General features: G+C 38.0%; 17 protein-coding genes and 1 other annotated feature. Of the genes, 14 read left to right on the top strand and 3 right to left on the bottom strand.

Features of this window, described 5'->3' with window-relative positions:
- Positions 1–157: 157 nt before the first annotated feature.
- Positions 158–2,482, top strand: a complete 2,325-nt coding sequence (gene lon / locus AC4G3K_RS04175) for an endopeptidase La (protein ID WP_491132550.1) — start codon at positions 158–160, stop codon at positions 2,480–2,482.
- On the top strand, positions 2,479–3,060 hold the full coding sequence (gene yihA / locus AC4G3K_RS04170) for a ribosome biogenesis GTP-binding protein YihA/YsxC (protein WP_491076027.1): 582 nt from the start codon (positions 2,479–2,481) through the stop codon (positions 3,058–3,060). Before lon ends, yihA begins: the two co-directional genes overlap by 4 nt.
- A gap of 205 nt (positions 3,061–3,265) precedes the next feature.
- Here yihA and AC4G3K_RS04165 read toward each other — a convergent pair whose 3' ends face one another.
- The gene (locus AC4G3K_RS04165) at positions 3,266–3,448 is read right to left on the bottom strand and encodes a hypothetical protein (RefSeq protein WP_491132549.1); all 183 of its coding nucleotides are present in this window, start codon (positions 3,446–3,448) and stop codon (positions 3,266–3,268) included.
- A gap of 160 nt (positions 3,449–3,608) precedes the next feature.
- Entirely contained in the window at positions 3,609–4,094 is a 486-nt protein-coding gene (locus tag AC4G3K_RS04160) for a hypothetical protein (RefSeq protein ID WP_491076025.1), read from the bottom strand.
- Positions 4,095–4,378: 284 nt separating this feature from the next.
- Here AC4G3K_RS04160 and hemA point away from each other — a divergent pair, with 284 nt between their 5' ends.
- The 8 genes from hemA (at position 4,379) to ysxE (ending at position 13,567) form a co-directional block, all read left to right on the top strand.
- The gene (gene hemA, locus AC4G3K_RS04155) at positions 4,379–5,740 is read left to right on the top strand and encodes a glutamyl-tRNA reductase (protein WP_491076024.1); all 1,362 of its coding nucleotides are present in this window, start codon (positions 4,379–4,381) and stop codon (positions 5,738–5,740) included.
- Positions 5,741–5,758: 18 nt separating this feature from the next.
- Complete coding sequence (locus AC4G3K_RS04150; RefSeq protein WP_491076023.1) at positions 5,759–6,589, top strand: cytochrome C assembly family protein; 831 nt, start codon at positions 5,759–5,761, stop codon at positions 6,587–6,589.
- A gap of 13 nt (positions 6,590–6,602) precedes the next feature.
- Positions 6,603–7,535, top strand: a complete 933-nt coding sequence (gene hemC, locus AC4G3K_RS04145) for a hydroxymethylbilane synthase (RefSeq protein ID WP_491076022.1) — start codon at positions 6,603–6,605, stop codon at positions 7,533–7,535.
- The gene (locus AC4G3K_RS04140) at positions 7,536–8,315 is read left to right on the top strand and encodes a uroporphyrinogen-III synthase (protein WP_491076021.1); all 780 of its coding nucleotides are present in this window, start codon (positions 7,536–7,538) and stop codon (positions 8,313–8,315) included.
- Positions 8,316–8,332: 17 nt separating this feature from the next.
- Positions 8,333–9,319 carry a porphobilinogen synthase gene (gene hemB / locus AC4G3K_RS04135; protein WP_491076020.1) on the top strand — a complete coding sequence of 329 codons (987 nt, stop codon included), beginning with the start codon at positions 8,333–8,335 and terminating at the stop codon, positions 9,317–9,319.
- Positions 9,320–9,346: 27 nt separating this feature from the next.
- The gene (gene hemL / locus AC4G3K_RS04130; protein ID WP_491076019.1) at positions 9,347–10,636 is read left to right on the top strand and encodes a glutamate-1-semialdehyde 2,1-aminomutase; all 1,290 of its coding nucleotides are present in this window, start codon (positions 9,347–9,349) and stop codon (positions 10,634–10,636) included.
- Positions 10,637–10,880: 244 nt separating this feature from the next.
- Complete coding sequence (locus AC4G3K_RS04125; RefSeq protein WP_491132548.1) at positions 10,881–12,350, top strand: LysM peptidoglycan-binding domain-containing protein; 1,470 nt, start codon at positions 10,881–10,883, stop codon at positions 12,348–12,350.
- A 194-nt stretch (positions 12,351–12,544) separates the two neighbouring features.
- Complete coding sequence (gene ysxE / locus AC4G3K_RS04120) at positions 12,545–13,567, top strand: spore coat protein YsxE (RefSeq protein WP_491076017.1); 1,023 nt, start codon at positions 12,545–12,547, stop codon at positions 13,565–13,567.
- A 121-nt stretch (positions 13,568–13,688) separates the two neighbouring features.
- Here ysxE and AC4G3K_RS04115 read toward each other — a convergent pair whose 3' ends face one another.
- Positions 13,689–13,877, bottom strand: a complete 189-nt coding sequence (locus AC4G3K_RS04115; RefSeq protein ID WP_491076016.1) for a YszA family small membrane protein — start codon at positions 13,875–13,877, stop codon at positions 13,689–13,691.
- A gap of 222 nt (positions 13,878–14,099) precedes the next feature.
- Positions 14,100–14,337, top strand: a binding site (T-box leader).
- A 67-nt stretch (positions 14,338–14,404) separates the two neighbouring features.
- Here AC4G3K_RS04115 and AC4G3K_RS04110 point away from each other — a divergent pair.
- The 4 genes from AC4G3K_RS04110 to AC4G3K_RS04095 all read left to right on the top strand — a co-directional run bounded on the left by AC4G3K_RS04110 (position 14,405) and on the right by AC4G3K_RS04095 (position 24,183).
- Entirely contained in the window at positions 14,405–17,056 is a 2,652-nt protein-coding gene (locus tag AC4G3K_RS04110; RefSeq protein WP_491132547.1) for a valine--tRNA ligase, read from the top strand.
- A gap of 99 nt (positions 17,057–17,155) precedes the next feature.
- Positions 17,156–18,466 carry a bifunctional folylpolyglutamate synthase/dihydrofolate synthase gene (locus tag AC4G3K_RS04105; protein ID WP_491132546.1) on the top strand — a complete coding sequence of 437 codons (1,311 nt, stop codon included), beginning with the start codon at positions 17,156–17,158 and terminating at the stop codon, positions 18,464–18,466.
- Between the two features lie 145 nt (positions 18,467–18,611).
- Positions 18,612–20,333, top strand: coding sequence for a sensor domain-containing diguanylate cyclase (locus AC4G3K_RS04100; protein WP_491132545.1), 1,722 nt, complete (start codon positions 18,612–18,614; stop codon positions 20,331–20,333).
- A gap of 376 nt (positions 20,334–20,709) precedes the next feature.
- Complete coding sequence (locus tag AC4G3K_RS04095; protein ID WP_491132544.1) at positions 20,710–24,183, top strand: Ig-like domain-containing protein; 3,474 nt, start codon at positions 20,710–20,712, stop codon at positions 24,181–24,183.
- Positions 24,184–24,242 lie beyond the last annotated feature (59 nt).

Here is a 24,242-nt window from a genome sequence, read left to right as displayed (position 1 = left end):
AAATTAATATAAAAGATGTTACGTACACTTGGGAATAGGGAAGAAAAGTAACAAGGTTTCGTTTGTCGTCCCAAATAGACACAAACAAGTAAATACGATAAAATTGGTAAAAGACTATGATCAATACATATATTAGCATGTCTTGGAGGTGCAGCAAATGGCAAACATTATGGACAAAAACGTTCCCCTCCTACCGCTTCGAGGATTGCTTGTTTTCCCAACGATGGTTCTCCATCTGGATGTTGGAAGGGAAAAATCTGTTCAGGCGCTAGAGAAAGCGATGGTAGATGACCATTTGATATTTTTAACAACCCAAAAGGAAGCATCTACAGATGAACCTAGTGAAGATGATTTGTATGAAATGGGTACACTCACCAAAGTAAAACAAATGCTTAAACTCCCGAATGGAACAATTCGTGTTTTGGTAGAAGGTTTATCAAGAGCAAAAATGGTTTCCTATGAGGATGATAGTGATTTCCTCACTGCGAAGCTGGAAATGATAGAGGATACAATAGATAAAGATCCAGAAACAGAAGCTTTAATGAGAACTTTATTAAATTACTTTGAACAGTACATAAAAATCTCAAAAAAGGTTACAACCGAAACATATAATTCAACTGAAGATATAGAAGAGCCGGGCAGACTGGCTGATATCGTAACTTCCCACTTGCCGATTAAATTAAAAGACAAGCAAGAAATACTCGAGACGATTGATGTAAAAGAAAGATTAAACAAAGTGATTAGTTTAATCAATAATGAAAAAGAAGTTTTGAATCTCGAGAAGAAGATTGGTCTTCGGGTTAAAAAGTCAATGGAACGCACCCAAAAGGAATATTATCTACGTGAACAAATGAAAGCAATTCAGAAAGAACTGGGTGATAAAGAAGGAAAGGCTGCTGAAATTGCCGAATTGGCTAAGAAGATTAAGGAATCAGGCATGCCTGCCCATGTCATGGAGACGGCTCTTAAGGAACTGGATCGTTATGAAAAAATTCCGGCGACCTCTGCTGAGAGTGCAGTAATCCGTAATTATATTGAATGGCTGGTTGTAATTCCATGGTCTAATAAAACAAAAGATGACCTGAATATCAAAAAAGCTGAAAACATTCTGGATAAAGATCATTATGGTCTTGAAAAGGTTAAAGAGCGTGTGCTTGAATATTTAGCTGTTCAGAAGCTGACTAATTCATTAAAAGGACCAATTCTATGCTTGGCAGGACCGCCTGGGGTAGGTAAAACAAGTTTGGCAAAATCCATTGCCAAATCTCTGAATCGAAATTTTGTCCGTGTTTCACTTGGAGGAGTCCGGGATGAATCAGAAATCCGCGGACATCGCCGTACATATGTAGGTGCTATGCCTGGACGTATTATTCAAGGGATGAAAAAAGCGGGAACCATTAATCCAGTTTTCTTATTGGATGAGATTGATAAGATGTCCAATGATTTTCGTGGAGATCCTTCTTCAGCTATGCTGGAAGTACTTGACCCTGAGCAAAATCATACGTTCAGCGATCACTATATTGAGGAAACCTATGATTTATCCAATGTGATGTTTATTGCAACAGCCAATGATTTATCAACGATTCCAGCACCTTTGCGTGATCGTATGGAGATTATTAATCTTTCCGGTTATACCGAAATTGAAAAACTCCATATTGCTAAAGATCATCTGTTGATTAAACAAATTAAAGCCCATGGGTTAACAAAAAGCCAGCTCCAAATGAAAGAGGAAGCACTCATCAAAATCATTAGGCAATATACGAGAGAAGCTGGAGTTCGTACGTTGGAAAGACAACTGGCAGCTGTTTGCCGTAAAGTAGCTAAGATTATTGTATCAGGTGAAAAAAAGAAAGTAATTGTCAATGAAAAAGTTGTAATTGAATTCCTTGGGAAGCCATATTTCCGATATGGAGAAGCAGAGCGTGAAGACCAGGTTGGAGTAGCAACTGGACTTGCCTATACGACATTTGGTGGAGATACACTTCAAATTGAAGTTTCTTTATCTCCAGGTAAGGGCAAACTTGAGTTAACGGGCAAGCTTGGCGATGTCATGAAGGAATCAGCACAGGCGGCATTTAGCTATGTACGCTCTAAGGCTGAAGAATTTGGCATTGACAAGGATTTCTATGAGAAATATGATATTCATATTCATGTTCCTGAAGGAGCTGTCCCAAAAGATGGTCCATCTGCAGGTATTACAATAGCTACTGCCTTGATTTCAGCGCTTACGGGTAAAGCAATTCGTAAGGAAGTAGGGATGACTGGTGAAATAACATTGCGTGGCCGCGTATTGCCGATTGGTGGATTAAAGGAAAAATCATTGAGTGCTCATCGGGCAGGATTGAAGAAAATCATTTGTCCGATTGATAATGAGAGAGATATTGATGATATTCCGGAAAGTGTTCGTGAAGAATTAGAATTCGTATTTGTATCACAACTTGATGAAGTGCTGCAACATGCATTGGTAGGTGGAGAAAGTTGAAAATTACTCAAGCAGAGATTGTGATGAGTGCTGTTAAACCGGAGCAATATCCAAAGGATGGATTTCCGGAATTTGCACTTGCTGGGCGTTCAAATGTAGGAAAATCTTCTTTTATAAATAAAATGCTCAATCGGAAAGGGTTGGCTCGTACATCATCTAAACCAGGTAAAACACAAACATTGAACTTTTATAAGCTTAATGAACAATTATTTTTCGTCGATGTTCCGGGTTATGGATATGCGAAAGTACCTAAATCTGAACGTGAAGCCTGGGGAAGGATGATAGAAACATATATCACGTCACGGGAGACTTTACGTGCGATGCTTTTAATCATTGATCTGCGTCATAAACCATCTGTGGATGATGTGATGATGTATGATTTTCTTAAACATTATGAGATTCCTTGTATCATTATCGCAACAAAAGCGGATAAAATTCCAAAAGGTAAATGGCAAAAGCATCTGAAAGTCGTGAAAGAAACACTCAATATGGTTAAAGAAGATGAAGTGATTTTGTTCTCTTCAGAAACGGGCCTTGGAAAAGATACAGCCTGGAATGCGATACAGGCGCGAATATAAAAATGATGCGAAAAGAGAGCTGCATGTTAGTTATGCAGCTCTTTTAATATGTATAGACAGCTTAATTCATTCTTATATCTAAAGAATTTATAAAAAAGAAAGTGATGAGTGATCTGAGGATGAGAGAGCGAACAAATGAAGTAGAATTCTAAAAATCAGGAATTTTTTAAGGATGGATTGTATGTGAAAATCTGACATACAACTACTATGTAGATTGTTTGGATTTAATTCTCCATATGAGGGAAGCGATTAAAATGAGTAGACCGGCGGTTATACCTATTTGGTCCACCAAAAGCTCACCTGTTTTAAAATAACGGATAGTAAACATTCCTCCGAAAATAAGAAGTATGCTGATGGCAAATTGAATGAAAAATGTGTTTGTCTTCAACCTCTAACACCTCCTCTTAAAATAAAGCATAATATAATCCAAATGTAGTTAATTGTAACTGGCATTTGTTAATAGACTGGAGATTTCTATAAAAAGAAAGGCAGGTAGCTTAGTGCAGCAACCCTGACCACTATGGTTAGGGCTGCCGTGCTGTCTGCTTTTATTTTTTCTTCTTTTTAAATAGTACGAATCCGCCAAGGAGCATCAGGAAAACGGGCCAATAATGATTAAAGAAATCTATATAGCGGACCAGACCGAGTGTGGTCAGTATTTTCTCGTGAAAAATAAAGATGATGGCAATAGCAAGAAATAAGATGCCAGAACTCTTTCCAATCCCTTTCTTTAAAGAAATCAATAAAAACCCAAAACTAATCAATAAAAACAGGACGGTATGCTCAGCTGGCCAGTATTCCAGCCGTACTGTTATGTACTGGTGTAAGCCAAATCCAGTGAATAAGATCCCCGGTAATATAAAGTCAGATTGACTGCCAAACTTGCTTTCGGCAAGAAAAGCAATACCGATAATAATGCAAAGAGATCCCCATGAATAATAAGGTGATAAAAGAGAATAGTTAATGGACTTTAAAAAATAGAAAAGACCAAAGCCAATTAAAATAATACTTGAAAAATAACGATATTCTTTCATTTGTAATCTCCCGGTTTATTATTATTGATAATTATTCTAATCTTTGATAATGTACAATTAGTGATTTAATTTACACATACTACTGCATGAGAAACTATTTGGTAATTAATATTTAATTTATTATACATTGATTATATCAGGTTTTTTTATTTCTTAAAATTTCTCAATTAAATGAATAATTGATAAAGAGTTACGAAAATGTTCACATTTTATGGAAAAGATTACATGTGTGCCAATGATATACTTGCAAAAGAATATGCTCAGATGGGGGTGTGGCAGGGGAAATGCATATAATTGTTGTTGGTCTTAATTATAAAACCGCTCCTGTTGAAATCCGTGAGAAAGTCAGCTTTGAACTAGAACAGTTGCCGGAAGCAATGAAAGTATTAAGTAACAAAAAAAGCATTTTAGAGAATATCATTATTTCTACATGTAATCGGACGGAAGTATATGCGGTAGTAGATCAACTGCATACCGGCAGATATTATATGAAAGAATTTTTAGCAGAGTGGTTCTCAATCGATCAAAATGAACTATCTTCCTATTTATATATTTACGAACAGGATGGGGCAGTTAACCATCTATTTCAGGTCGCTTGTGGATTGAATTCAATGGTAATGGGAGAAACTCAAATTCTTGGACAGGTGAAGAAAAGCTACCAGCAGGCACAGGAAGAAAATACTATTGGTGTATTGTTTAACAACCTGTTTAAACGAGTAATTACTCTTGCCAAAAAAGCTCATTCTGAAACGGAAATAAATAAAAATGCGGTATCAATCAGCTATGCGGCGGTTGAGCTCGGCAAAAAAATATTTGGTTCGCTTCAGGATAAGAAGATTTTGATTGTCGGTGCAGGGAAAATGGGTCAGCTTGCTATTGAAAACTTATATGGCAGTGGTGCCAATCAAGTGACGGTAATTAACAGAACTTTAGAAAAAGCTGAAAAATTAGCATCAAGATTCTCAGGTCAGGCAAAAATGCTTGAGGAACTGCAATGTTCCCTGCTTGATGCAGATATTGTAATCAGTTCGACTGGATCTAAGGAATATGTGATTACAAAAGAAATGATGGAAAATATCAATATTTTGAGAAAAGGGCGACCAATTTTCATGGTTGATATTGCTGTTCCGCGTGATTTAGATCCTAAATTGATGGAACTTGACAGCGTCTTTCTTTATGATATAGATGATTTAGAGGGTATTGTTCAGGCAAACCTGGCAGAAAGAAAAGAAGCAGCTGAACAAATTATGATTATGATTGAAAGTGAGCTTGTTGAATTCAATCAATGGATTAAAATGCTTGGTGTTGTGCCTGTTATTTCTGCATTACGCGAGAAAGCATTGGATATTCAGTCCGAAACAATGGAAAGCATGCAACGTAAATTACCTGGCCTAAGTGAAAGAGAATGGAAGGTCATTAATAAACATACGAAGAGTATAATCAATCAGATGCTTAAAGACCCAATTCATTATGCAAAAGATATTGCAGATATGGGCAATCCGGAGGCTGCCTTACAGGCATTTGTTTCAATTTTTAAAATAGAAGAGCATGTACAAGAGCAGGAAGAGAAGGCGATAGTGCCATTCCAATCTAAAGAATCATTGCAGCAAAATAGACCTGTCTTAAAAATGGTGTCACATCCATAATAAGCAAGGATGGGATATATGATTGATATCAATTTAAATAGATTGCAAGAAATTACAATTATATTATATGGACTTAGTGTCTTATTCTATTTCATAGATTTTTTACAAAATAATCGGAAGGCTCATAAGGCAGCCTTCTGGTTTCTTTCGATTGTTTGGTTCATGCAAACAATTTTTTTATTTCTATATATGTTTGAAGTAGGAAGATTCCCGGTTCTGACCCTATTTGAAGGTTTATATTTTTACGTGTGGATATTGATTACCTTCTCACTTATCCTAAACCGGATATTGCGGACAGATTTTTTTATGTTTTTTACAAACGTGATAGGGTTTGGGCTAATGGTTATTCATATATTCTCAACATTAGAGGCCTATTCTACAGCAGAAGCGCAAACAAAGTTGTTATCTGAGCTATCCATGATTCATATTACAGTTGCCATTTTATCTTACGCGGCGTTTGCTCTTTCCTTTGTCTTTTCTATTTTATATTTAATACAGTATGATTTGTTAAAGCGAAAGAAATGGGGGAAAAGGCTGAACAGGCTGGGAGATCTGGCTAAACTGGAACAGCTGTCTTATATATTGGTAGCAATCGGTGTTCCAATGTTATTATTATCATTAATACTGGGTCTTGAATGGGCCTATATAATAGTTTCGGATATTAATTGGTATGATAGTAAAATTCTTGGCTCATTTGCCTGCCTAATCATATATGGAATCTATTTATATCTTAAAGTTAACAATCGGATTTATGGGAAATCACTCGCTTATTGGAATATTGGTTCATTCTTGTTCGTGCTAGTGAATTTCTTCTTTTTCGGCAGTATATCCGCATTTCATGTCTATTGATGGAGGGTAAATCATGAGAAAAATTATTATTGGTTCACGTAGAAGCAAATTGGCATTGACACAATCTAATTGGGTCATTGATCAGCTGAAAAATCTTGGATTACCGTTTGAATTCGAATTGAAAGAAATCGTGACAAAGGGTGACAAAATATTAGACGTGACTCTCTCAAAAGTGGGAGGAAAAGGTCTTTTTGTAAAAGAAATTGAACAAGCCATGCTTGATGGTGAAATTGATATGGCTATCCATAGCATGAAAGATATGCCTGCAGAGCTTCCGGAAGGGCTAACGATTGGTTGTATTCCTGTGCGTGAGGATCATCGTGATGTACTCATTTCGAAAAATAATCTTACGCTCGCTGAATTGCCTGAAGGTGCGATTGTTGGGACAAGCAGCTTAAGAAGAAGTGCTCAATTATTGGCTAAACGCCCGGACTTAACCATTAAATGGATTAGAGGAAATGTAGATACACGTATACAAAAATTAAAGGACGAAGATTATGATGCTATCGTCCTCGCGGCAGCTGGCCTTTCAAGATTAGGCTGGAAGAAAGATATCGTCAGTGATTTTCTGGATGAAGATACGTGTATTCCAGCAGTGGGTCAAGGTGCACTGGCAATCGAATGCAGAGCGGATGATCATGAATTATTGAAGGAACTAGCTAAATTGACTTGTCAGGATACAAAAGAAGCTGTCACAGCAGAACGAGTCTTCCTGAATAAAATGGAGGGTGGCTGTCAGGTTCCCATTGCAGGGTTTGCATTTAAAGATGAAACAGGAACTTTACATTTCCAGGCCCTTGTTGGATCGCCTGACGGGAATACCATTTATCGAGAAAAAGTTTCCGGTAGTGACGCTGAGTCTTTAGGCGCGACCGCTGCCAATCGTTTGATTGAGCAAGGAGCGAAGGCATTAATCGAAAAGGTTAAAGAGGAGATGGAAAGCTAAATGGAGCATTCCATGTTTCTTCGGAATAAGTGCGTACTAGTTACGAGAGAAGAATCGCAGGCCGAACAATTGTGTACCATGATTGCTGAGCATGGAGGGGTACCAATTAAGGTACCTCTTATTTCATTTCAAAAGCCTGAAGCAAATCTGCTTAAGATAGCTAAGGAAAAGTTGAATAGGATCACATCCTTTGATTGGCTCGTTTTTACAAGCAAGCCGGGTGTCGATCTATTTTGTGATATGATGAACGAAATGGGACATGATCAAGTAATTCCTAAAATAGCGGCGATTGGGAAGAAAACGAGTGCAGCACTGCAGATGCACGGTTTGCAACCATCTTTTATTCCACCAAAGTACGTGGCTGAATCTTTTTTACCGTCATTTATGGAAGTCGTGGACAAGAGGGAATCCGTCCTTATTATAAAGGGTGACTTGTCGAGAGATTATTTATTTAATGGACTGACAGCTGCGGGTATACACACAGAAGAGTCCATTGTTTATTCTAACCGTCTGCCCACTGCAAGTGAACAAGCTTTAGTAGATTCACTTACGAATAAAAAGATTGATATTCTTTTATTTACCAGTCCTTCGACTGTAAATAATTTTATGAAAATAGTGAAAAAACATAATTTGTTTGCCTGCTTGACAGATAAAGTGACAGTTGCCATCGGTCCGGTTACAAGGAAAAGAGCTGAAGAGCTTGGTATTGCTGTTACACTATGCCCCAAGCAATATACCGTGGAAGATATGATGAAAGAATTAGCACAGTATTATTCGTAATGGAGGAGGGTCCTAAAATGGCCAATATTGAATTTGATCGACACAGAAGATTAAGAAGAAATGCATCTATGAGAGCGCTTGTACGTGAAACTCATTTACATGTAGAAGATTTTATTTATCCGATTTTTATTACAGAAGGAACAAATGAAAAGAACCCGATTGCTTCTATGCCGGGAATCTTTCAATTTTCTATGGATCGTTTAAAAGAGGAAATGGATGAAGTGGCTTCACTTGGCATCAAATCTGTCATTCTCTTTGGAGTGCCCGATGAAGATCATAAGGATGAATGCGGTACAGGTGCTTTTCACACTCATGGTATTGTCCAAAAAGGTATTCGCTTTGTTAAAGAACACTATCCTGAAATCCTGGTTGTTGCTGATACTTGCTTATGTGAATATACAAGTCATGGGCACTGTGGAATGGTTGAAAACGGAGAAGTACTGAATGATGAAAGTCTCGAACTTCTTGTAAAAACAGCTGTCAGCCAGGCTGAAGCAGGAGCAGATATTATTGCCCCTTCCAATATGATGGATGGATTCGTAGCGGCCATTCGCCAGGGGCTTGATGAATCAGGTTATCCGCATATTCCGATCATGTCCTATGCTGTTAAATATTCATCCGCTTTTTATGGTCCTTTCCGTGATGCTGCCAATAGTGCACCGCAATTTGGGGACAGAAAATCCTATCAAATGGATTATGCCAATCGCCTTGAAGCGTTGCGCGAAGCTGAATCTGATGCAATGGAAGGAGCAGATTTCCTAATTGTGAAACCGGCTCTGGCATTCCTTGATATCATTCGTGATGTGAAGAATACAGTTAACCTACCTCTTGTAGCTTATAATGTAAGTGGTGAATATTCCATGGTTAAGGCCGCAGGTGCAAATGGCTGGATCGATGAAAAAGCGATCGTGATGGAAATGCTGGTAGGCATGAAGCGTGCCGGTGTAGATTTAATTATTACCTACTTTGCAAAAGATGCAGCTAAATGGTTGAAAGAAAATTAATTCCATCTATAAAGGAGATTGCAATATATGCGTTCATATGAAAATTCTAAGAAAGCATTCCAAGAATCTTTAAATTTATTACCAGGCGGTGTAAACAGTCCGGTTCGTGCATTTAAATCAGTGAATATGGATCCGATTTTTATGGAAAAGGGGAAAGGGTCTAAAATCTATGATATCGATGGCAATGAATATATAGACTATGTTCTTTCTTGGGGACCGTTAATTCTTGGCCATGCAAACGATCGGGTTGTGGAGGCGATAAAAAAGGTTGCTGAAACTGGAACAAGCTTTGGTGCTCCAACCCTTATGGAGAATAAATTAGCACAACTTGTTATTGATCGTGTGCCTTCCATTGAAATGATACGAATGGTATCATCCGGAACAGAAGCAACTATGAGTGCACTTCGGTTGGCAAGAGGGTATACAGGGCGCGATAAAATCCTTAAGTTTGAAGGGTGTTATCATGGGCATGGAGATTCATTGCTTATCAAAGCAGGTTCTGGTGTTGCTACATTAGGTTTGCCGGACAGCCCGGGAGTCCCGGAAGGTATTGCGCGGAATACGATTACGGTTCCTTACAATGATCTTAAGAGTGTAGAACTTGCTTTCGAACAATTTGGTGAAGATATCGCAGCCGTTATTGTTGAGCCAGTTGCAGGCAATATGGGAGTGGTACCTCCACTGCCAGGTTTCTTGCAGGGATTAAGGGATATTACGGAGGCTCATGGTTCTTTATTAGTTTTTGATGAAGTTATGACTGGTTTCCGTGTTGATTATCAGTGTGCGCAAGGTCATTTTGATATAACTCCAGATTTAACTTGTCTTGGAAAAGTAATTGGTGGTGGACTTCCGGTAGGGGCATTTGGCGGTAAAAAAGAAATTATGAGTCAAATTGCACCAAGTGGGTCTATCTACCAAGCTGGAACATTATCAGGTAACCCAATTGCGATGACAGCAGGCTATGAAACATTAATACAGCTAACTGAGGATACGTATAAAGAGTTTATTAAAAAAGCAGACATCTTAGAGGCAGGTTTTAAAGAAGCAGCTGAAACGTATCATGTACCATTGACCTGTAACCGTGCAGGCTCCATGATTGGCTTCTTTTTCACGGATGGGCAGGTCACAGATTATGAGTCTGCGAAACAATCAGATCTACAATTTTTTGCGGATTATTATAAAGAAATGGCGGAAAATGGCGTCTTCTTGCCGCCTTCTCAATTTGAAGGAATCTTTCTCTCAGTTGAACACAGCGATGAAGACATTCAGAAAACCATACAGGCTGCTCAAAAAGCCTTTAAAGCCATTAAACGATAAAGTGATACTTTGCTCGATGGGATTTTTTTATAGCTGCCAGGCATTAGTTGAATCATCCCGAGTTTTTACTGGAGCTAATCTCCTAATAAGCGTTACAAATAAAATGGTTAGTGAAATCCCTCAGAGTGAAAACTCTGGGGGTTTATTTTTACAGGCATATGCTTAGGATGGAACATATTTTCAGGAACTTTAGCATAGGTTGATAATGGCATTTAGATGAAAAGGGCTGGAAGGAGGAAAACGTGTGTCTGAGGAAAATGCATCGTTATTGCGGCTTTCATTAGAAGAGAATGTGTGGTTTCAAAGAGGACAGGAAGTTGAAGAACTCTATTCCATATCACTTGAACCAAATGTTTCAGCTCATCAGGCAGAACAGTATATCATTCTTAAGGGTACTCTGGATTTAATGGGGGAGTATAAACCGGTTGGAACAAAAGAACAAAAAGATGGAGCGGATGATCCGTTTCGGCGTTATGTTTCTGTTATTGAACAAGGGGAGCACGAATTATTTGAATTCCATCAGCAATTTCCAGTAGATATTACGATTCCTGCAGAAAGAGTCCGGGATATGGATGATCTTAATGTGGGTGTTCATACATTTGATTATAGGTTGCCGGAAAAGGGATATCTGCAGATTGCAGCAGATTTGTGGATTGGTGGCGTTTATGAGGATCTTCCTGATGATCAGCAGCGAGCGGCAGAGGTAGAGGGAAGAGTGGAAACATCTCATTATCCAAAAGAACCACAGCAATACGAGGAAGATCATCATCCTCATTTATGGAATAAAGCGGCTGATGAGGTGGAAGAGTCTGCAGAGGAGATTGCGATTCAATCAGATGTTCATTATGAGCAAGAGGACGAACAGGAGGAAGTGCCTTTATACCGTTTAAACCAAGCTGAAGATATCGCAGAAGATAATCAGGAGTCGAATAATCAGGTTGATCCGCCTGTTGATTTTTTTGATACTTATACTCCTTTTACACCGCCTTCCGATATTTATGTTGAACAAGATAACCTTTTCTATGTTGAATCGAAGCTAACGCCTCAAGTTAATCAACAACAAGCAGATGACGAGGTTCTGTCAGATGATGAATCAGAGGAAAAGGAATATACTCCTTTTGCGTATGAACCGGAACAATCAGATAACCAAACGGAACATGAAAATTCCAAGCAATCATTTTCAATTCCAAGTGATCGTACATTTGATGAAGGACCTCCAAAATTAGACGAAGTATCATCATCTAATATTCAATTCGATAATGAGGAAAGTCCTGTAAAAAACAAAGTGCAACATCTGCACTCCCAAGTAGATGAACTGCCGGATCAAACGGAATCATCTATAGAAGAAGATACAGATGAATCCCAGGTACATGAAAAGAAAGAAAAGCAGGCATTCCATAAGTATGCAGAGAAACAGTATCGCTCAAACGAATACTCTACAGAAAAGAAAAAAAGAGAAAATGAAAATGGGGACGCAGAGCAAACTGAAAGTGAATCCAAATCACTCCTATATGATTTGTTTACACAGCAGGAAGAGACCCAGCGAACAAAAGTAAGAGTATGCATTGTTCAGAGCGGAGACAGTATCGAAGTTCTTGCAAACCGATATAAAACGAGCGTTCAGCATATCGCGAGAGTAAATGGTATAGAATTAACCGATCTTAGAGCTGGTCAGGTAATTTATATCCCTGAAGCTGCTGCTTCTTATAAATAATAGGTTCAGTTAACAGCAGAGCGCAGCATTCATGGCTCTGCTTTTTTATTAGAAATTTATAATATAGGACTGATGTGCAGTTCCCATTTTATAAAGAGGGGAAATATATGGCGCGGATTTTTTAGACAATCAGTATAGTCGTGTTGGAGTAGATGGATATCCAAAAAGGCACAAGCAGAAAGGGTGCCACAGGAATGTTAAGAAAAGAGCAGGAATGGATAGCTGAATTTCTAAAAAATTATCAATTGGAACTTGAATTTTACGAGGATTTTGGAAAAGTGAAGAAAGTATATACGAATAATGGCATATTTGCGATTAAAACCATCCCGGCAACCAGAGGATTAGATTTTATCAAAAATGTGCAGACCCTTTATCAAAACGGTTATAACCGAATTGTTCCGATCTTTCCTGCAATAGATGGCAGATATGCTGTGTTAACCCGAGATAAAATCAGTTATCTTATGCCTTGGCTGCCGGATGAACTTATAGAGGAACGGACAGAACGTCATCAGCAAATGTTCAGGGAACTGGCAAGAATGCATACGATATCTGTCAAGGATATCAATACAACTATAGAGGAAAGGGAAGAACATTTTGAAAAAACGGTTAAAAAGTGGGAGGAACAAAAGGAATTCATCCGTGAAATGGTAGTATCCATTGAAAAGAAATGGTATATGTCTCCTTTTGAGCAATTGTTTTGTCTGTGCTTTTATGACTTATCTCAGGCCCTGACGTATTCCTTAAATAAACTTAAGGAGTGGTTTGAAGTCACAAAGGAAGAAGAAAAAGTCCGCAGTGTTGTAACGCATGGAAACATCTCGATTCACCACTTCTTATATAGCGAAAATGGATATGGACATTTTATCAATTTTGAACAGACTAAAACAGCTCCTCCTTATTTTGACTTATTGCCTTTCGTCGTCAAACAGTTAAAAACTTACCCGATCCAGGGAGAAGAAATTGTGGAGTGGATTTATCTCTATCTGAAGTATTTCCCTTTCAAGGAAGGAGAAATGCGATTATTTTTATCCTACTTGGCTTATCCGGCCAATTGTATCAAGATGGCTGAACAATATTTGAGAAAAAAAGATAAACAGGATGAGTTACAATTTTGCCGAAAATTCCAAAGGCAGTACTGGTTATTGAAAAATATTGAATATATTATCATGAGGATGGAGCAAATAGAAGAAAGCAAAAAGGCGAAGGATGAAACTTAATTAATATGAGGAAGTTGGAGAAAAAATTTCAGACTATCAATTAACTAAAGCAATAGATAGGACTGTATCAAATAAAACCAGGTAGAACTCACCTGGTCAAAAGTCAACAGATTTAAATAAATTACAAAATATCAAAATGGAAAGCTAAGGCAAGACCAATCAGTAAAAACAACAGGAGTAAATCGAAAGTAGTTGGAAAAAAGAATGTCCGGATACCTTGAAAGACAGCAAATGGTATAGAGAATTGCTGTATCGTATTTCTTGTATTACGAATCCACGGAGGCATATTATATTGTACCTTTTTCCGCATGCGTATTCCCCCTTTATGATAGGGTATAAAATATTGCCCAGACGGGTGACTGTCCATTGGGAATAAATTCAATTGATTCAAAGATTTAATGAAATTCTGCCTGATTAAATGGATTGAATAAAAAATAAAAAAATCGTCAACAATGATTGACGAGTAGATGCATACTTATGTATGATAACAGTATTAAAAATGATTTCCGCTTAAGTGAAATGAGAATATCTTCTAAAAGCTTTGAATGGGAAGAGTATGTGATGAAGACTGTAAGAGAGAGGAATCCACCGGCTGTAAGATTCCTTCAGTATCTGTCATCGCAGAAGGTCGCCCAGGAGCTGTTTCCGTGAACATGTCAACCAGTAGCGGATAACCGGTGAAGAGCCGTTAAAGAAATGAAGTGCCGACGCATTATTTATTTGTGTTGGAACAAAGGTGGTACCGCGAGACATACCGTTTCGTCCTTTTTTATAGAGGATGAAACGGTTTTTTTATTGGGATTTTCACCAAAGTATGAATAAAAAGGAGAATGAAATATGGAGCAACAAACGGATATTGGAATGCCGACCAAATACGATCCGCAGTCAATCGAAAAAGGAAGATACGATTGGTGGTTACAGGGAAAATTCTTTGAAGCGGGACAAGATAAACAAAAAGAACCGTATACGATTGTAATTCCTCCTCCAAATGTAACGGGTAAACTTCATTTGGGCCATGCGTGGGATACAGCGCTTCAGGATATTTTGACAAGAATGAAAAGAATGCAGGGGTATGACGTTTTATGGCTGCCAGGCATGGATCATGCAGGAATTGCAACCCAGGCAAAAGTAGAAGAGAAACTGCGCAATCAAGGAATTTCTCGTTATGATTTAGGACGTGAAAAATTCGTTGACGAAACATGGAAATGGAAAGAAGAATATGCTTCTCATATCCGTGAACAATGGGCAAAAATTGGTTTGGGTCTGGATTATTCACGTGAACGTTTTACTCTTGATGAAGGTCTATCAAAGGCTGTACGTGAAGTTTTCGTTAAACTTTATGAAAAAGGGCTCATTTACCGCGGTGAATATATTATTAACTGGGATCCAAGCACAAAAACTGCAATATCTGATATTGAAGTGATTCATAAAGAAGTTAAAGGTGCTTTTTATCATATGCGCTATCCTCTTGCTGATGGCAGTGGACATATTGAAGTGGCAACGACTCGTCCGGAAACGATGCTTGGCGATACAGCTGTTGCCGTTCATCCAGAAGATGACCGTTACAAGCACTTGATTGGAAAAACAGTTATCCTGCCAATCGTAGGAAGAGAAATTCCGATTGTTGGTGATGATTACGTAGAGATGGATTTTGGTTCCGGTGTTGTAAAAATCACACCAGCACATGATCCTAATGACTTCGAGGTTGGTAATCGTCACAATCTTGAACGAATTCTAGTTATGAATGAAGACGGAACGATGAACGCGAAGGCTGGTAAATATAAAGGTATGGACCGTTTCGATTGCCGTAAGCAAATAGTAAAAGATCTTCAGGATCAGGGAGTATTGTTCAAAATTGAAGAGCATATCCATCAGGTTGGACACTCTGAAAGAAGCGGTGCCGTTGTCGAACCTTACCTATCCACACAATGGTTTGTAAAAATGGGGCCTTTGGCAGAGCGAGCAATTGAATTACAAAATACGGAAGGTAAAGTAGAATTCGTACCGGAACGTTTTGAAAAAACATATCTGAACTGGATGGATAATATCCATGACTGGTGTATTTCCAGACAGCTTTGGTGGGGCCACCGTATTCCGGCATGGTACCATAAAGAAACTGGTGAAGTATACGTAGGCATGGAAGATCCAGCAGATATTGAAAACTGGACGCAGGATACAGATGTATTGGATACATGGTTCAGTTCTGCATTATGGCCGTTTTCGACAATGGGATGGCCTGATACAGATTCAGAGGACTTTAAACGTTATTATCCAACAGCAGCTCTTGTGACTGGATACGATATTATTTTCTTCTGGGTATCAAGAATGATCTTCCAGGGAATTGAATTCACTGGAGAGCGTCCATTTAAAGATGTATTGATACATGGCCTTGTTCGCGATGAGCATGGCAAGAAAATGAGTAAATCACTTGGCAATGGTGTAGATCCAATGGAGGTTATTGAGAAATATGGTGCAGACTCTCTAAGATATTTCTTAACAACTGGAAGCTCACCTGGACAGGACTTGCGTTTTAGCTATGAAAAAGTAGAATCCGTTTGGAATTTTGCCAATAAGATATGGAATGCTTCACGTTTCTGTCTAATGAATATGAATGGCCTTAAATATGAAGAGATTGATTTAACGGGCGAAAAATCTGTCGCTGATAAATGGATTTTAACACGATTAAACGAAACGATTGAAACCGTAACAAGATTGGCTGATAAATACGAATTCGGTGAAGTTGGCCGTGCATTATACAACTTCATTTGGGATGATTTCTGTGATTGGTATATTGAAATGGCGAAGCTCCCTCTTTATGGAGAAGACGAAGCTGCTAAGCTTACAACACGTTCTATTCTTGCATACGTATTGGATCAAACCATGAGATTATTGCATCCGTTTATGCCATTCATTACAGAAGAAATTTGGCAGAACCTTCCTCATGAGGGCGAGTCAATTACAACAGCATCATGGCCTGTAGTAAATCCGGACTTAACGGATGAAAAAGCTTCTGATGAAATGAAATTGCTTGTAGAAATCATTCGCACGGTTCGTAACATCCGTGCTGAAGTAAATACTCCGCTGAGCAAAAAAATCAAGCTTTCTTTGAAAGCTAAAGATGCAGAAACACAGGCTGTTTTAGAAAAGAACAGCAGCTATATTGAACGCTTCTGTAACCCTGAAGAATTAACAATTGGTACAGATATTCCAGTCGATGATAAAGCAATGACAGCTATCGTTACCGGTGTTGAATTAATTCTTCCGTTGCAAGGTCTATTAAATATTGAAGAAGAACAAAAACGTCTTCAAAAAGAACTTGATAAATGGAAAAAAGAAGTTGAACGAATTGAGAAAAAGCTTTCCAATGAAGGTTTTATGAAAAAAGCACCTGAAAAGGTTATAGAAGAAGAAAGAGCTAAACTGGCAGACTATGTTGAAAAACAGGAAGCTGTACAAGCTCGTCTGAAAGATTTAGAAGAATTGGCTTAAAAATTAGACTGCACCCTGTTCGATGCAATTGAACAGGGTGTTTTTGTTAAATCATGTCATACTAATTCATACGGGACAAACAGTGTGGGAGTGAAAAAAATGATACGAAATTATCAACAGGCAGAAGAATTTCTAGCAAGTCGTACAGCAAAACTCGGAATGAATTTTGGACTGGACCGAATGGAAAAGGTCTTGTGTAAGCTATCGAATCCTGAGCGAAGTATACCATGTATACATATTGCAGGCTCCAATGGAAAAGGCTCCACGCTTACCTATCTGAAACATATCTTGAATTCAGAGGGCTACCGGGTCGGTACTTTTACATCTCCCTATCTTGAAAAGTTAAATGAACAAATCATGATTGATGAAGAAATGATCACGGATAATGAATTAGTAGAATTAATGAATTCCATTATTCCCATTTTAAATGAAGCGGAGGAAAATGGAGATTATCTGACTGCTTTTGAAGTAACCACGCTATTAGCTTTTTTGCATTTTAGAAATGAGCAGCCAGACATCCTGATTATTGAAACCGGTCTAGGTGGGCGGCTTGATTCCACTAATGTGATTGAACCGCTTATAGCGATAATAACCAGTATCTCTTTAGAGCATACGAATATTTTGGGGAATTCATTAGGTGAAATTGCAACAGAAAAAGCAGGAATTATCAAGAAAGGTATCTCAGTTATTACAGGTGTCAAAAATGAAGAAGCCCTTGACCCTATAGTAAAAAAGGCAGAAAAAATGAATGCTGTCTTATATGCTTCTGAAAAAGATTTTAAAGTGTTAAATTATTTGCAGCCAATGGATGAGGAAGTTTTTACGGCGGAATGGAAGGGGCACCTGTTGGAAAATCTGCGCATTGGTATGCTTGGGAGCCATCAAGTTGAGAATGCGATGCTTGCTGTCATTAGTTCATTGGTGCTAAGTGAGACGTATGGCTTTCCTGTTCAAGAGGAGAGCATCAGGAAAGGGCTGTCTTCCGCCAAATGGAAAGGGCGTTTTGAGATCGTATCAAACGAACCTCTTATCATTTTAGACGGCGCACATAATGTATCAGGTATAGAGGCCTTACTTTCTACTATTGAAGATCGCTATCCAAAACGTAATGTACATATTTTATTTGCAGCCTTAAAGGATAAAGATTATAAGCAGATGATTCATTTGATTGGACAAAGGGCTGCCAGTATTACCTTTACGGAAATGCCTTTGGAACGAATGAATAAGGCTGAGGAGCTCTTCCAGAATAGCCGGCATCCAGATAAAACTATACAAAAGGATTGGAGAGAGGGGCTGAACAGGATACTAGTTAGAATGGAAGAAGGTGACATGGTGATGGTCACAGGTTCCTTGTATTTCTTAGCGGCTATACGCCCATATATGATAGAAGAATTTAGCCAAAAGTCATAATGAGGTTCCTGCAAAGGTAAAACTTTAATGACAATCCTCCATAAGACCTGTTTATTAAAAAAAATGTGTGACAAATGTCAGAATTTTTGATAATATTTGACATGTAGTACACACTGGATAAAATTACCTGACTGGAGGGGCGGCAATGGTTAATAGACAAAAACGCTTCGTTATTTGGATCCTTTGGCTTTTGTTCGTCCCTGCAGGATTATTTATTTCTTATACGAAGTTCCCCGTAATGGGAAATTTATTTTCAATTGATATTTTTATGTTCCTGTTACTGCTATGCATTATTACCTACTATCCTATTATGATAAATGGTTTACCAATCTTTCTCCTCCAGGGAGTATCTTTGGCTATCTTTCTACAGTACGGATTATTTGTGGAAATTGTCCTTTCTCAAATCGGGGTACTGACAATCCTTTATCGAATAAAAATTAATAAAGAAGAATTTTTCCGCATTCCTATGAATTCCCTGATGTTTTTTATTAATTCAGTAACAAGCAGTTTAATTTACTATTGGCTTGGCGGTCAGCATTCTGGGCTGATTCTATCTGATTTAAGCATATTCTCATTGATTGTCATTCATCAAATCGTATGGTTTCTATCCAATTTTGTATGTGCTTTATTAATAGACCTATTTGTATACGAAACAAAAGTAGCGTTTGTTGCAAAAGATCAGGTGGCAGATATAGTATCCAGTATTATCATTTTTCCGATTGGCTTATTACTGTATTCAACCTATCAGGGATTGGGATTGGTATCCATTATAATTGTCGGAATCCCGCTGGTCAGCCTGGCAATGGTCATGCGATTGTATTATCAGGCTGAAAAAGTAAACGCTGATTTGCAAAAAGCCAGCCAAATTGGTCACAGATTAACAGCCAGATTGGAAATCAAGCAAGTCCTTGATTTATTTCTCAGTGAAGTGACAAGGATTTTCCCGGTGGAGGAAACCTATATATTCGGTGTGGATGAAAAGACGAAAAATCGCCTTCGTATGCGAAGATTTGATAGTAAAATTGAGCCGAGCCAGCCTCATTTAAATGTAATCTCCGCAACGGATAGTTTGATAGGGGAGGTATGGAAATCGAAACAATCCTTATTAATTCACAGCTCTGCATCCTTAAAGAAATATAAAAATCATGGAATGCCGGATTGGGCAGAAAGTATTTTAATTGTTCCTGTTTTAAAGGCTGAGCAGATGGAAGGGATTATTTTACATATTTCCTCGAGGAAAAACTTTTTTGAAAAAAATCAGTTGATGATAGCGGATATTCTTTCTTCATACCTTGCTTCAGCCTACGAAAATGCCAGGCATTATGAGGAAACAAAAACGAAAAGTGAGCGTTGCTCATTAACGAAGCTTTATAACAACTATTTTCTTGAAGATTATTTAAAAGACCAGTTTAATTTATTAAGGGATAAAAAGTTAGATAACTTGACTCTTATTTTAATAGACTTGGATCACTTTAAGTCGATAAATGATTCATATGGACATTTGAGTGGAAATGATGTGCTATGTCAGGTGGCAGATCGTTTATCCTCTCTTGTAAGGCACAAGGGAATTGCTTCCAGATATGGCGGGGAAGAATTTGTACTGGTGCTTCCTGGAGCGGGAGTTGATGAAGGCTATCAATTTGCCGAACTGGCACGACAAAAAATTGGCACAAAGCCATATGAATTAGTATCTGATTTGGGCAGTGATCGCATGAAGGTTCAAGTGAGAGTAACTGCATCAATAGGAGTGTCAACCGCTCCATTAGATGCGGATGATTCTCATTCGTTAATCCGCCATGCAGACCGTGCTATGTATACAGGAGCAAAACAGGCTGGCCGTAACAAGGTGGCGCAGTATAGTAAATAAAAAAGACGTATTCTGCCGAGGATGTAGAATACGTCTTTTTTTTAAGGAAAATGATGAATTTCGTGAGACAATTGTGAGTTTATGTTTTATATATGAAACATTAAATGATATCTATATAGTAAATTGAACTGAATAATTTATCCAAATATTGATCAAATAGAAAAAATTACTATTGTTATATAAAGAATATAGGTCCGCCCATATCTATAAAAACCATTCCGAACTAGGATTATAAACATTGAAGATAAGCATTAAAATATTTTTGAAAAATATACAAAATAATGGTAAAGAATGTATAATAGTAAGTAATAAAATAGGTAAATTGTATGAGTTGGGTAATAGATTCTATTTAAAATACAAGGCAGTGGGTGGTTATATGAAAAGAGGGCTAAGGCTGGCAATCGCTTTTTTTATTTTGTTTTCAACAGTGTTGCAAGCTCCGGTTGTAACGCAAGGGGCAGTTAGCACTCCAAAAATAAGAATTTTGGAGATTTACGACAATGCTAATAATTATCCAACAAAGCTAAAGAATGTTCTAGGGGAAAGTAATTTTGAATATACGACAATGCCAATGAAAAAGTTTGTGGCACTGCGAGAAGAATTGGATGGTAAATATGACATGATTGCGATCATGGAAGGCAAATATTCGGAGACAAAGGCTTCCGGCAGCAACCATGACACAACATCCATTCAGAATGATATTACGAGTTTGAAGCTGCAAGAGGTTATCGACAGTTTTATTATTAAGGGGAAACCGGTTATCCTGGAGAGGGAGACGATTGATTCTCATAAAGGGATAATGGGACGGTTAGATTCTTATCTCAATAGGACCAATGTACTGACCTATAGCCGAAAAGGCAGTGGGTGGGAAAAAAACCTTTTAAATAAAGTTAGTGGATATCTAAATAATAGTAACGCAACCGGTCCGAGATTTTCACTCACCACAAAACCAAGTGAAACAACTGCATATCAGGCTGGTGACAATTTAAGCTTTAAAATTACTGTGCAAAAGCCTGTAAATATTGAATCGAGGGATTTGAAAGCTCGGTTATCGATTGATTCAGATTTTAATGATCAATATAGTACTGATGAGATTGTAAAGGAAATACCAATCACCTCGCAAAATAGTACAATTACGTTTGAATTGCCGAAGGGATATTCAGGAGTCCGCTATTGGAAGCTTGAACTAATCGATAATGGTACGGGATTAAAGGATTATGAAAAAGGGATGATCAAGTTTGTCGACCAAACCGTTGAATTGAAAGTCCTGCAGGTTACCCCGAATGCCAATTATAATAGCAGTTTATTGAAAAGCAGCAACATGAACCAATCCTACTTAGATAAAACGAATGAATATAAAATTAATATTGATGTCACTAATATGGAGACGTTTAACGGTTCAACTGGTCCCCATTCACATACGCAAATTAACGGAAAATACGATATGGTCATTTTTGGATTTGGGGATGAGTATAACAGTACGAACTTAAATGAAAATTCGACCGGATCCTTAGAGACATTTATTAGTTCTGAGCAAAGTATTATGTTTACACATGATACAATTTTTGAAAAAGAAGGCAAAGGCAATAATTCAAATAACCATTGGCTGAATCATTTTAAAGCCATCTCTGGCCAAATAGATCCTAAAACTAATTTAGGGTATGGTGCTCCGCGTACCTCTAATTCTACCGCGATTGTAAATAACGGAATTATGACCAGCTACCCTTATAATATGGAAGAAGAAAGAAGTCAAAAGGGCTCAACGAAAGATATTGCGCTAACACATAATCAGTATTTTACCTTGAATCTTGAAGATTCCAATGTCATTCCGTGGTATAACATCATAAGTGACCGAACATGGTACCAGGATTGGCAGGATTACAATAATCCCCGGGATGTAAATGACAGCTGGAATCATTATTATACGTATTCAAAGGGAAATATCACATATTCAGGTACAGGCCATACAAATACTGGCTTTCCTGATTGGGAACAGAAATTATTTGTCAATACCATGTACAGAGCATTTTTAGGATCAAACCATGCTCCAACGATTAAGGTTATTTCCCCCCATGAGGGTGATCTGATTCCATCCAATCAAACTATTGAATTAGCCTATAACATACAGGATTTTGATTTAAAGGATAAAAAAATTGCGACAAAAGTCTATGTTAATAACAGGCTTGTATTTGAACAAAAAAATGTAAGCAATGGTACGACAATCGTTCAGCAAATTGCTCATGGTTTGCCTGAGGGAGGAAATGCTGCTATCCGAATCGAAGCGATTGATGCTAAAGGGGCCAAGGCTACGAAAGAGGTAACTGTAAAAGTTGTTAAGCTGCAGACGAATTTGCAGGTTAACAGGACTGTTCAAGTATCCAACCCGGTTAAGGTTGGTGTGGATACGGAGATTACCTATACGATTACCCCGCAGGATATAACGGGAGAACTCGCAAAAGCAATTAATGGAACAACTGTTACCTTAACTAATGTTACACTAACTGAAAAACTGCCAGCGGGAATGAATGCCAGCGGGTCTGGTAAAACAAGCGGCACACTTGCTTCAGGATTAACTTATACACAAACTTTAAATAATATCGTCTATGAAAAAGTAGGGACTATTTTTAGAGCGGCACCTGTCACGTTTACGGTTAAAGTAAAACCGACTGTGAAAAAAGAATATATATTAAAGGATTCGACGTTAAGTTATAAGAATGCTCTCAGTAAGGATGAGAAAGTTCAATTTAACCAATTAACGCTTATTGCCGAAAATGGCTTAGAGTCGGTTTCTTTTCCTGATACGTATGAATTAAGTAAAGATGTAGATCAGAATTTTGCACTAGATCTTATATTAAATCCAAGTAATGCAGGGATTAAAAGTATCGAATGGTCGGAAGGGAGTAATGGAGATATTATAAGCATTAACCCTGAGACAGGTGCAGCAAGAGTTTTAAAAGCTGGGAAGACTAAGGTGAAAGTAAAGGTAACAGATGTTTTTGGCAAAATAATCGAGAAAGAGTCAATCGTGACAGTCCGTAACTACGTGAACAATATCAATATGGACGATATGGCCTTAAATGTCGGGGAAACGAAAGGTTTAGCTGTTACGACCGATCCAGCTGAGAGCAGAGACAGCCTTACCTTAACGTTGACTGATCCATCTATTGCTACCATTGATAAAGATAACTTCACTATAACCGGCCAGAAGCAGGGAGAAACCGTGCTAACAGTAATTGGTATTAACAAAGAAGGAGATCGGATTGTCAAGACAGCAAAGATAACAGTAAGTCCTATACTTGTTGAAAGTATTATAATCACCCCAAACCCTCTGCCAATCAATAAATTTGATAAATATCAGCTTGCCTATGAAGTAAGACCAGATAATGCTACCAACAAGAAAATTATCTGGAATTCTTTGAATCCTGATATTGTTCGGGTAGATGAGAATGGCAAAGTGGAAGGAGTGGGTACCGGAAAAGGTATTGTATTAGTATCTTCTGTGGATGGAAATGCTTCAACAGAGGTAACTGTAAATGTCGGGCAGCCTCTTACAGGAATTGCAGTGCCCGATGTAGTCAGTATCGAAAAAGGAGAAACCCGATCTGTAAAGACTTATTTGAATTATTTGCCGTCTGACGCAACAAATGTTACATCTGTAACCTATACGATTGGGGACGATTATTACGTATCTCTTAAATCGGATGGAGTATTTACTGGGAATAGAATCGGTAAAGATGTCATTAAGATTATCGTAACGGATGATAAAGGAAAAGAATATTATGCGAATCTTAATGTGAATGTAATAGCACCTGGCAGCGGAGAAGATGGTAACGGCAATTCGAAATATTAAGAGAGTAGAAAGGCTCACTCTGCATGTCAGAGTGAGTCCATTTCTTTAAGGAAGAGCTC

It is taken from the genome of Bacillus sp. z26, assembly GCF_058313635.1.
The sequence above is the reverse complement of the archived record's forward strand: the minus strand, read 5'-3'. Positions and strand labels throughout refer to the sequence as shown.